An 8,853-nucleotide genomic window follows, 5' to 3' on the forward strand; every position below is an offset into this window, starting at 1 on the left:
ACTTCTGCTCTCCGTTGATCTTGATGAAGACCTCGTCCAGGTGCCACTTGTCGCCCGGCCGCACACGCCGGCGGCGCAGGCCGTTGGCGTAGGCCGTTGGCGTAGGCCGTTGGCGTAGGCCGTTGGCGTAGGCCTGGCCGAACTTCGCGCACCAGCGCCGGACGGTCTCGTGGGAGACGAGCACGCCGCGTTCGAGCATCAGCTCCTCGACCTCGCGGAAGCTGAGAGGGAACCGGAAGTACAGCCACACGCAGTGGGAGAGGATCTCCACCGGGTACCGGTGCCCTTTATACGACGGCGGCGCGGACGACACGAGCGAACCCCTCCCCGGCACGACCAACTCCAAGATCATCCCAGGCCGGTCAGCCAAAGTGACAACGCCCACCGGAACCATGACCAGCGGAGCAGCGAGCGGGCGCCATCCGTCCGGTACCCAGCACACCGCGAAGGAGAAGGCCGCGAGAATGACAACGGTCTTGACCACGAAGCCAGGCCCCCACGCCTGCGCGAACACGTTCCCCTGAAGTCCCTTCTGCTCTTCTTCACGAAATTCTCTGCGATCGTGCACAGCCCCTCCCGGGGTGATCATGTTCTCCTGCGTCCCGGGCGGCCACCCGCCGTGGAAGCTGTGCCGCGTCCCGCAGGATCACCTGCTGCGGGCGCTGCCTGCCTGGGCGCAGGAGGAGCCCCGCCGGCGGTTCGTCACAGGGCCGGCAGCGCAGTTTCACCACACTGCGGAGAAGGTGCGGCGCTGGGGACCAGCTTGCCCTGAATGCATGGCGCAGCGTGCCGGGAGGAGGGAGGCCGCTCGCTTGTATCTGGGAGCGCAGCAGCGGGTATGCCGGCCTCATCGCCGGTGGCTGCTGCAGATACCGGGCACGGTCGGCCGAGCGGTGGACATGGCCGGGAGCGCGCAGGTGCTGGAAGCCCAGCACCGTCACGTGAGGCTGCTGCGCCGTGCGATATCTCGGCCTCGTGTCAGTGAACCACCATGGGATATACCGCGCCGTGACAGTGAGCCCCGCCGCCCGTGTCACCTCCATGTCAGCAGCGGACAGTCCCTCACCCCCACCGTGACCAGCGAAAAGACGGCGGAAAGTAGCCGACAGCGACTGCCGACCACTCCACTGACACGAACCCGGCACATCGCACGCAACTCCTCCGCCAGCGCGGTGAAGACCATCGCCTCGAAGTGCTTCGGACGAACTGCCCGGTCCGGGTCTTATCGACCACCGCCTTGCGCCATCGTGCACGTCGTTGTTCCTCAACCCCCGATCAGTGGGGAACGGTATCTCGCGCTCTCCGTCCCACAGGAACGTATGGACAGCCGCCGCGTCACTGGCCGGCCCGGCTCCGCGGATCCGCGATCTCCCGGCAGCGGGATGCCTCGGGGCAGCGGATGCGGTCGACAACCAGCTCACCCTTCGGGGATGATCGGCCGCCATGCTGAAGAACAGAGCCGCGGTGCTCACCCTGATAGGCGCCCTGCTGATCTCAAATGTCGTCCTGCTGACGTTCCTGGTCGGGACCAACCCGTGGTCCAGTGATGTTGCGATAGGCAAGGCCGCCCCCCGCGGTGCGACCATCGCCCTTCCTTCGCTCAAGAGCGGGGAAATCCTGGCCGCGAATCGGTGGCCGGACGCGTGCTCGTTCGTGCGCAAGGAGGAAATCGAGGCGATCTTCCCTGGCGTCAAGGACATCCAACAGGAGAGCCACCCGATCACTGCCTTGTCGATCAAGGAATTCGCTGCGCACCCTTCGTGGAAAGAGGGTGACCGGTCCGAGTCCGGCCGGTGCCTCTACAGCATGCGCCTTCCGGGCGAGACCTACAGCTCTACCCTGTTCTGGCTCCGCATCGAGGCCGTGGCCGACCCCAAGTTGATTGACGGCTACGTCGATCGTCTCGCGTCTGGGACCAATACCCGGGGGGCGGCAGGCGCGGATCGCTGTGTCATCACCGATCTTGCCGAGGGAAGTTGGAACTGCCGCAAAGGCCCGCTGCTGTTCACCGTAGGCGGGCAGACCACCGTGACTTTCAAGGGCACGCCGGCCCCAGCACCCTTCGTCTGGCGGGACGACGTGCTCCCTAAGTTCATCAAGACCATCACCGCGAAGATCAAATAGCTTCCCCGGGAACGGCCCGGCCGTGGCAGCGAGGGGACTCCCCGCAGTTCGAGCCCGTGCTGAAGAAGATCCGGGTGCATCGTCTGGGGCCCGGCAGACCGCGTACCCGACCCGATCGCGTGCGTGCCGAAGGCGTACGCGTCCCGCAGGAACCGCGCTTACCTGCGCAAACGCGGGATCCGCTGCACGATTCCGGACAAGGCCGACCAGGTTCGCAACCGCAAGAAGCTCGGCGCCCGCGGTGGTCGGCCGCCGAGGTTCGACAAGATCGGCTACCGGGGGCGCCATGCGGTGGAGTGCGGCATCAATCGCCTCAAGAGGCACTGGGCGGTGGCCACCCGCTACGAGAAACTCGCCGTCCGCTACGAGGCCACTGTCCTCGTAGCGGCTATCAATGAGTGGCTGTGAGCCGCATCTTCGCAATTGACCTGGTGGCCCTTCACCGATTCTCCGCCTCGAATGCCTGGGCGACGGCGAGGCTGTCCTCGTAGACATGGTGCCGGGTGACAAGGCTGTCTTCGACGGTGAGATGCAGAGCGAACCGAGCGCGATACGCACGTCCGGTGGCCCGCCCCCGGCCGGGAACGCCGAGCACGACCAGGAGCAGGACAACGTCGCCACGCTGCGCACCGAGCTGGAACGGGCGCGGCACGGCCGCCAGCTCGCCGAGGCCGAGGCCGGGTATCTGCGCGATGTCCTCGCCGCCCGGAGCGAGCACATCGCGGACCTCCAACGGACGGTGCACGCGCTGATGCCCGCGCCGGACCGGCCGCCCCACCAGCCGTCGTGACCGGTGGCCGATGGCCGGTCCTCGGCGGTGAGTGCGGAACCGCACTCACCGGACCGCCGATACGCCCAGCACCAGATCACACCCCACGTCATACCAACCGGCAACCAACTGACCAGCACCATCACCAAAAACGTCAGCGCTAGATCGGCATCCGTGTCACCACCCGAAACCCTGACCACAACCACCTGAACAGCAGAAACCCGATACTCACTGCACTGACATCACGATGCCGAACCACCACCGACAAAAACCCGCAGATCATCAGTTGGGCCGCTCCACCACCCAGCGCCCGTCCGCTGGTCCGTGACGACCGGCCCCCAGGCGTGGCTGGCATCCGCATCCATACAGGGGCCGGCGGTCTGCCCCAGGTGCACGCCCGACGAGATCGGAGGGATGGGAGCCGCTCTGAGTGGATTCAGGGAGCAAGCCGGTCGATGTGACGGCGGTGGACGATGAACGCCTCGACGTCACCTTCGCCGCGCTGGCGGACCCCACGCGTCGGGCGATCGTGGCCCGCCTCGCCAGAGGGGATGCCACGGTGAACGAGTTGGCGGCGCCGTTCGAGATGTCCCTGCCGGCAATCTCCAAGCACCTCAAGGTGCTCGAACGCTCTGGGCTCATCTCGCGGACCCGGCACGCCCAGTTCCGGCCCTGCCACCTTGAGCGCGAAGCGCTCGACGCGGCACTGCTCTGGATCGAGGAAAGTCGACGGACCTGGATGGAACGCTTCGACAAGCTCGACCAGCACCTGCGCGAGGTCCAGCAAGCACAATCCCCCGAGCCGGACTGGAAAGGACATGGCTCATGACTGACCAGAAGCCTGCCGCTGGTGAACTCAGCTTCACCCGTGTCTTCGACGCTCCCAGAGAGCTCGTCTTTCGCTGCATGACCGAACCGGAACACCTCACCCACTTCTGGGGCCCCATCGGCGTGAGCGCACCGCTTGCGGACATCGTCGTCGACGCACGTCCAGGCGGGGTCTTCGAGACCGTCATGGTCAACGACGCCGACGGCAGCCGGTACCCGACCCGAGCCGTCTATGTGGAGGTCAGCGAGCCGGAGCGACTCGTGTGGACCGAGACCCACAGCAGGATGACGATGACCGCGACGTTCGCCGACCTCGGCGACGGCCGCACCGAGGTGCACATCCACCAGACGCACGTACCCGAGGCGTTCCGCAGCCCAGAGGCACAAGCAGGCTTCCCGTTCCGGTACTCGACCGCACGATTCATCCGCGAACTCATGACGTCACGGGGCAACTTCAACCGCATGGCAGACCGCTGCGCCAGGCGGGACGGGCAAGCCCCGACGGACGAGCTCGTCGCGGCCCTCCGCAACAACGAGTGGTACCCGTGGCAACCACCCGGCGGTGGCTTCGAGGCCGCACTGACCCACGATGTGATCCACGGCCTGGACATCACCGTGCCGCTGAACATCACCCGCCAGATCCCCGAGGAACACCTGCGGATCGTCCTGGAGACGATCACAGGCCCAAAAAGCCTCAAACACTTCGGCGTCGGCCTGGACGGGATCGAGTTGCGAGCCGATGACATCGACTGGTCATTCGGGACGGGAACGCCACTGACCGGCCGGGCTCAGGATCTCGCGCTCGTCCTGTGCGGGCGCAAGCTCCCGGCGGGGCGGCTACGCGGCGACGGCCCACGCACCCACTTCGCCACGTCATAGACAGTGGTAGGTCATGGGCACGGGCGGACAGGTAGTCAGACCGGCACGGCGCCTTCGTGGAGTTGTTGACGCTCTGCAACCAGGGAGGGGCCGTGCCTGCCGTTCCAGCATGCATCCTGGAGCCGCTGCCTGAGGAGTTCCTCGCGCAGTTGCCCGAGCACCACGAGAAGCATCCGTGGGGTTGCCACAACCCCCGTATCGCCGATGAGCTGGTCTTCGACCGGCTGATTCTGGTCCTGGTGTCCGGGATGGGGTACGAACGGGTGGCCGACGGGACCTGCTCGGCCACCACGATCCGGCGCCGCCGCGATGAGTGGATCGCGTGCGGTGCGGGCGAGGCGATTCAGCTGGCGGCATTGAGCGCCTACGACCGCATGATCAGCCTGGAGTTGGGGCATCTGGCCGCCGACCGCTGCCAGACCAAGGCACCCTGGGGTATCGCCGAGGTACGCCCAAAAGGGGCCATGGGATGATCTCGAAGCTCTGAGGGCCCGGCCCGTCACCCGTTCGGCTCAGTGTCGTTGGTGGTGATGTTGACTGTTGTCTGGGGCCTGGGGTGGGTTGTGACCTCGATCGAACGGACCGCGTATCCGCGGTTCAAGCGGCTGATCACCGCGCACGAGCTGCATCTGTTCTTCTCGCCGACTCGCGATGAGCTGGAGTGGGCCGCGGACCGTACGGACAGTGATGAGCATCTGCTGGCCCTGCTGCTGACGCTGAAGTCGTATCAGCGCATGGGGTGCTTCCCGAAGGTGGAGGACATCCCGGAGGCGGTGGCGGAGTTCGTGCGGCGGGCGGTGGAACTGCCGGAGGGCACGCTGCCGGTGTACCGGGCGACGAAGACCACACCGCGCCCTCCACCGCCATCGCCTGCCCGACCGCCTCGGCCACCGCCCGCACCGACGACGTCCGCACCAACTGCGCGCCCGCCGGCAACGCCACACCCGCCACCGCACCGCTCTCCACCACCGGCAAGCCCCCGGTCGCCTCTGATACGAGACGCGGTGGCAGTGGCGCAGACGTCTTCGCCGCGCCGCCCTCACGCGGCCCGGCCAGGGCGAGGTCAGCCAGTGCCCGCCGTGTCCGCTGCTCCTCCCGCTCCTGCCGCACCACAGCGCGGTCCGGCAAGACCCTGCCGGCCTGAAGGTCCCGGCGCACCACCCGGTGCAACGACGCCAGCGAGGGCACCTCGCCCCCGGCCTCCTTCAGATACCGGTGCAGCGCCGCCACGTTCCCACCCGCTTGCGCCAGTGCCTCCCACGCCTGGTCGGACAGCTCCAGCCGGGCCCGCGGCCTGCGCCCCACACGGCCCTCCGTCCGCGCCGCCTCCAGCCAGCGCCACACCGTGCGCACATTCACCCCGCCGACCTGAGCGCCCGCACGCACGTGCGCCGTCGTCAACGCCCCGACCGCATCGAGCTCCAGCAGCCGTGCCACCAGCACCGACCTGGGCACTCCCAGCCCCGCCGTCACCTCACCCCACGCGCCCGGCTCCCCCACCGATTAACCTTCCGCCGCGAACAGCACCACCCACCACAGTGCAGCCGCGCAGTCACCGCGGGATCAGAAGTGCCGTTCCCATGACAGCGGAACAGGACGGGGTGTACCGCCCCATGACAGCTGTGCCCGCTACAGATACCGCCCCATGACAGTGGCGCTGTCCTTCATGAACGCCCGGACAGGAGAAACACCCCGGTCTGACCTGCCGTCACTGACACCCACCCACTGACACCAAACCGGCACATCGCACCCAGCCGCCAGTCCTCGGCGATGCGGTCTTCCAGCCAGGCCTGCCACGCACGGGCATGCTCATCGGCGTCACGCCGAAGCGGCTGGCCCGTACCTACCGCTTCGCCGCCACCGTGTTCGCGATCAACCCCGCCGGACCGATCGACTGGGGCGACCTCGCCGGTGGCGCAGGCTACTTCGACCAGGCCCACTTCGGCCACGAGTTCCGGGCGTTCACCGGGCTCACGCCGACCCGGTACGTTGAAGTCCGGCGGCGGTTTCTGCGCGAACATCCCGGCCACGCGCTGGACGGCTGGCCGCTGCCGGCCGATTGATTTCTTACAAGAGCGACAGCTCACGACACGCTAATTTGGGGGCACCCCAAAGCAGAGGAGAGCCCCGTGGGCAAGGTGGCCATGTACAGCTCGGTGTCGGTGGACGGCTTCGTCGCGGACGAGAATGACCAGCCCGGACCGCTGTTCGACTGGTTGTCCAGCGGTGACGTCCCGTTGGACGAGAGCGGCGAGCTGAAGGTGTCGCAGACGTCCTACGACTACACCCGGCCGTACTGGGACCAGATCGGGGCGACACTCGTCGGCCGCCACGTCTTCGACCTGACGGACGGCTGGGACGGGAAGCCTCCGGGCGGGATCGACCATGTGGTCGTCGTGACGCACCGGCCGCAGCCCGAGGGCTGGGACCCCGAGGCGCCGTTTCACTTCGTCGACGGCGTCGAGGCAGCCGTGGCCAAGGCGCAGGAGCTTGCGGGTGACCGCATGGTCGAGGTCGCCGCTGGCGACGTCGGTGGCCAGGTGCTTGCCGCGGGCCTGATCGACGAGGTGCGCATGGACGTCGTACCCGTCGTGTTCGGGTCCGGCAAGCCCTACTTCGGGTCGGTCCACGCGCAACACCTGTTGGAGGATCCTGACGTGATGATTCAGGGCAACCGGGTGCTTCACCTGCGCTATCGGGTGCGCCGTTGACCGATCTGAGCGGGTACGCGAACAAGTCCACTGCGAACGGTGACACAAGATCGGGCCTCCGGCTGCGTTTGCGCATCGCTGTCCCTGGTCGGGCAGCCGACGCCGATCCGCCCCAGCACCTCACCTGCGACAAGTTCAACTCAAGATCACTGGTTGCCGGTTTCCGTCGTATCTCGGCCGACCCCCTACGGCGTGGCCAGGGCTACACCAGGCGTGTCACCGCCGTGCCCGCGGTCCACCGCGCTCTACACCCAGCCCCCGCCCGCCTGACCAAGAGCCCCGGACGCGGCGCCCCGGCTGGCTCTACCTTGCCGATCGGTCGACGGTATCCGCCGAGATGCGGGGGCGGGGCACACAGGAGGCCGACCCCAGGTCGAGACGCTTGTCCATGTCGAGACGGAAGGTGCCGTACGGGTTGACGTTCGACCAGAACAGCGCGGTCAGGCCGCGCCGGTCCTCGTCGCTGAGCTTCTTCGCCCACGCCGGTTCGGCCAGGACCTGCTGCACCAGGAGGGTGTTGACGTGTACGAGCGCGGACTGGAGCAGGTGCAGGGCGAGCATCGACGTCTCGGCGTGCTCCTTGTCCGGGCCGGTCAGGGCGCCGTCCTTGCCGTAGTGCAGCACGGTGTTCGCGCTGTTCCAGTTCTCTACGGCCTGGAGCCCGCCGTGGATCTCCCGGCGCAGGCCGGGGCTGGCGAGGTAGTCGCAGGCGAAGACCGTGCGCACGGCGCGGCCGAGTTCTTCAAGGGCTTGGTAGGTGGGGTGTTTGGGGCCGCCGCGGGTGAAGTGCCGCAGGACCTGCTCCGCCTCGGCGGTGCCGAGCCGGAGCGCGGTGGCGTACTTGACCATCTGGTCGTACTGCTGCTCGATCAGCTCCCAGCGGATCGGCCGGGTCAGCGAGGCGCCGAGCGCGGGCCAGCCGGGCGGGGCGTCGTCGGGGCGGTACAGGCGGATGCTGCGATGTTCTTCAACCGGGGCAGGAGACGGAAGTTGAGCAGTTCGGTGAAGGCGAACCCGACCACGCTGGCGCCGTGGGTGTCGACGTAGTTCGACTCGATCTCGGCGTCCGTGCAGTGCCGCAGCAGGCCCTCGATCATCGCCGCGACCTCGGACGACGAACAGCTCTTGAGCTGGGAGTAGATGCAGACGTTCTTCCGCTCGACGTGCCAGTAGATCATCACGCCGTTGCCGCCGTAGCGGGCGTGGTACTCGGTCATGAAGTTCGAGGAGCAGGACCCGAACTTCTTCGAGTCCGACGCGCACGCGGTGCCGCGGCCCCACTATGCGGTGTCGCGGGCGGCGAAGGTGGCGTTCACGAGCCTGGTGACAGCGGCCCGCAGGTTGTCGACGGTGATGAAGTGCCGGCGCACGTGCCGCAGCGCTGCCTCGCTCTCGCCGTGCTCGCCGGTCGCCACGATCGCGCGGATGCCCATGTTCGTGCCCAGCGTTATCTTGAGCTCTGACACGTCGCGCCTCGTTGACCTGGGACGACGCGATGAGGACAGTGTCCGAGAAGCAGTCGACAGAGTCGTTCTGAGGCCG

At 67.5% G+C, this 8,853-nt stretch carries 7 protein-coding genes and 4 pseudogenes; 8 read left to right on the forward strand and 3 right to left on the reverse strand.

What is annotated here, in order from left to right:
• Positions 1-589: IS6 family transposase (locus tag ACWD6R_RS38380; RefSeq protein ID WP_451822992.1), on the reverse strand; the 589-nt coding region annotated here is incomplete at its 3' end.
• Between the two features lie 854 nt (positions 590-1,443).
• On the opposite strand from ACWD6R_RS38380, the gene ACWD6R_RS38385 reads away from it, so the two are divergent.
• Together ACWD6R_RS38385 and ACWD6R_RS38390 are read left to right on the forward strand one after the other, a co-directional pair.
• Positions 1,444-2,124, forward strand: coding sequence for a hypothetical protein (locus ACWD6R_RS38385; RefSeq protein WP_451822993.1), 681 nt, complete (start codon positions 1,444-1,446; stop codon positions 2,122-2,124).
• Positions 2,125-2,150: 26 nt separating this feature from the next.
• A pseudogene (locus ACWD6R_RS38390) lies at positions 2,151-2,532 on the forward strand (transposase); the annotation flags it as partial.
• 31 nt (positions 2,533-2,563) lie between these two features.
• On the opposite strand, the pseudogene ACWD6R_RS38395 reads toward ACWD6R_RS38390, so the two are convergent.
• Positions 2,564-2,722, reverse strand: a pseudogene (locus ACWD6R_RS38395) (nuclear transport factor 2 family protein); the annotation flags it as partial.
• A gap of 628 nt (positions 2,723-3,350) precedes the next feature.
• Between ACWD6R_RS38395 and ACWD6R_RS38400 the strand changes: the two are divergent.
• The 6 genes and pseudogenes from ACWD6R_RS38400 (at position 3,351) to ACWD6R_RS38425 (ending at position 7,311) form a co-directional block, all read left to right on the forward strand.
• Entirely contained in the window at positions 3,351-3,722 is a 372-nt protein-coding gene (locus ACWD6R_RS38400; RefSeq protein WP_451822994.1) for an ArsR/SmtB family transcription factor, read from the forward strand.
• Positions 3,719-4,600, forward strand: a complete 882-nt coding sequence (locus ACWD6R_RS38405) for an SRPBCC family protein (protein WP_451822995.1) — start codon at positions 3,719-3,721, stop codon at positions 4,598-4,600. Before ACWD6R_RS38400 ends, ACWD6R_RS38405 begins: the two co-directional genes overlap by 4 nt.
• A gap of 92 nt (positions 4,601-4,692) precedes the next feature.
• Positions 4,693-5,037 (forward strand): annotated as a pseudogene (locus ACWD6R_RS38410) (IS5/IS1182 family transposase); the annotation flags it as partial.
• Between the two features lie 93 nt (positions 5,038-5,130).
• The gene (locus ACWD6R_RS38415; RefSeq protein ID WP_451822996.1) at positions 5,131-6,249 is read left to right on the forward strand and encodes a DUF4158 domain-containing protein; all 1,119 of its coding nucleotides are present in this window, start codon (positions 5,131-5,133) and stop codon (positions 6,247-6,249) included.
• A gap of 156 nt (positions 6,250-6,405) precedes the next feature.
• Positions 6,406-6,663, forward strand: coding sequence for a helix-turn-helix domain-containing protein (locus tag ACWD6R_RS38420; RefSeq protein WP_451822997.1), 258 nt, complete (start codon positions 6,406-6,408; stop codon positions 6,661-6,663).
• Positions 6,664-6,729: 66 nt separating this feature from the next.
• Complete coding sequence (locus ACWD6R_RS38425) at positions 6,730-7,311, forward strand: dihydrofolate reductase family protein (protein ID WP_451822998.1); 582 nt, start codon at positions 6,730-6,732, stop codon at positions 7,309-7,311.
• Between the two features lie 303 nt (positions 7,312-7,614).
• Here the strand turns inward: ACWD6R_RS38425 and ACWD6R_RS38430 are convergent.
• Positions 7,615-8,777 (reverse strand): annotated as a pseudogene (locus ACWD6R_RS38430) (transposase).
• Between the last annotated feature and the right edge of the window lie 76 nt (positions 8,778-8,853).

The organism is Streptomyces sp. NPDC005151, assembly GCF_053599875.1.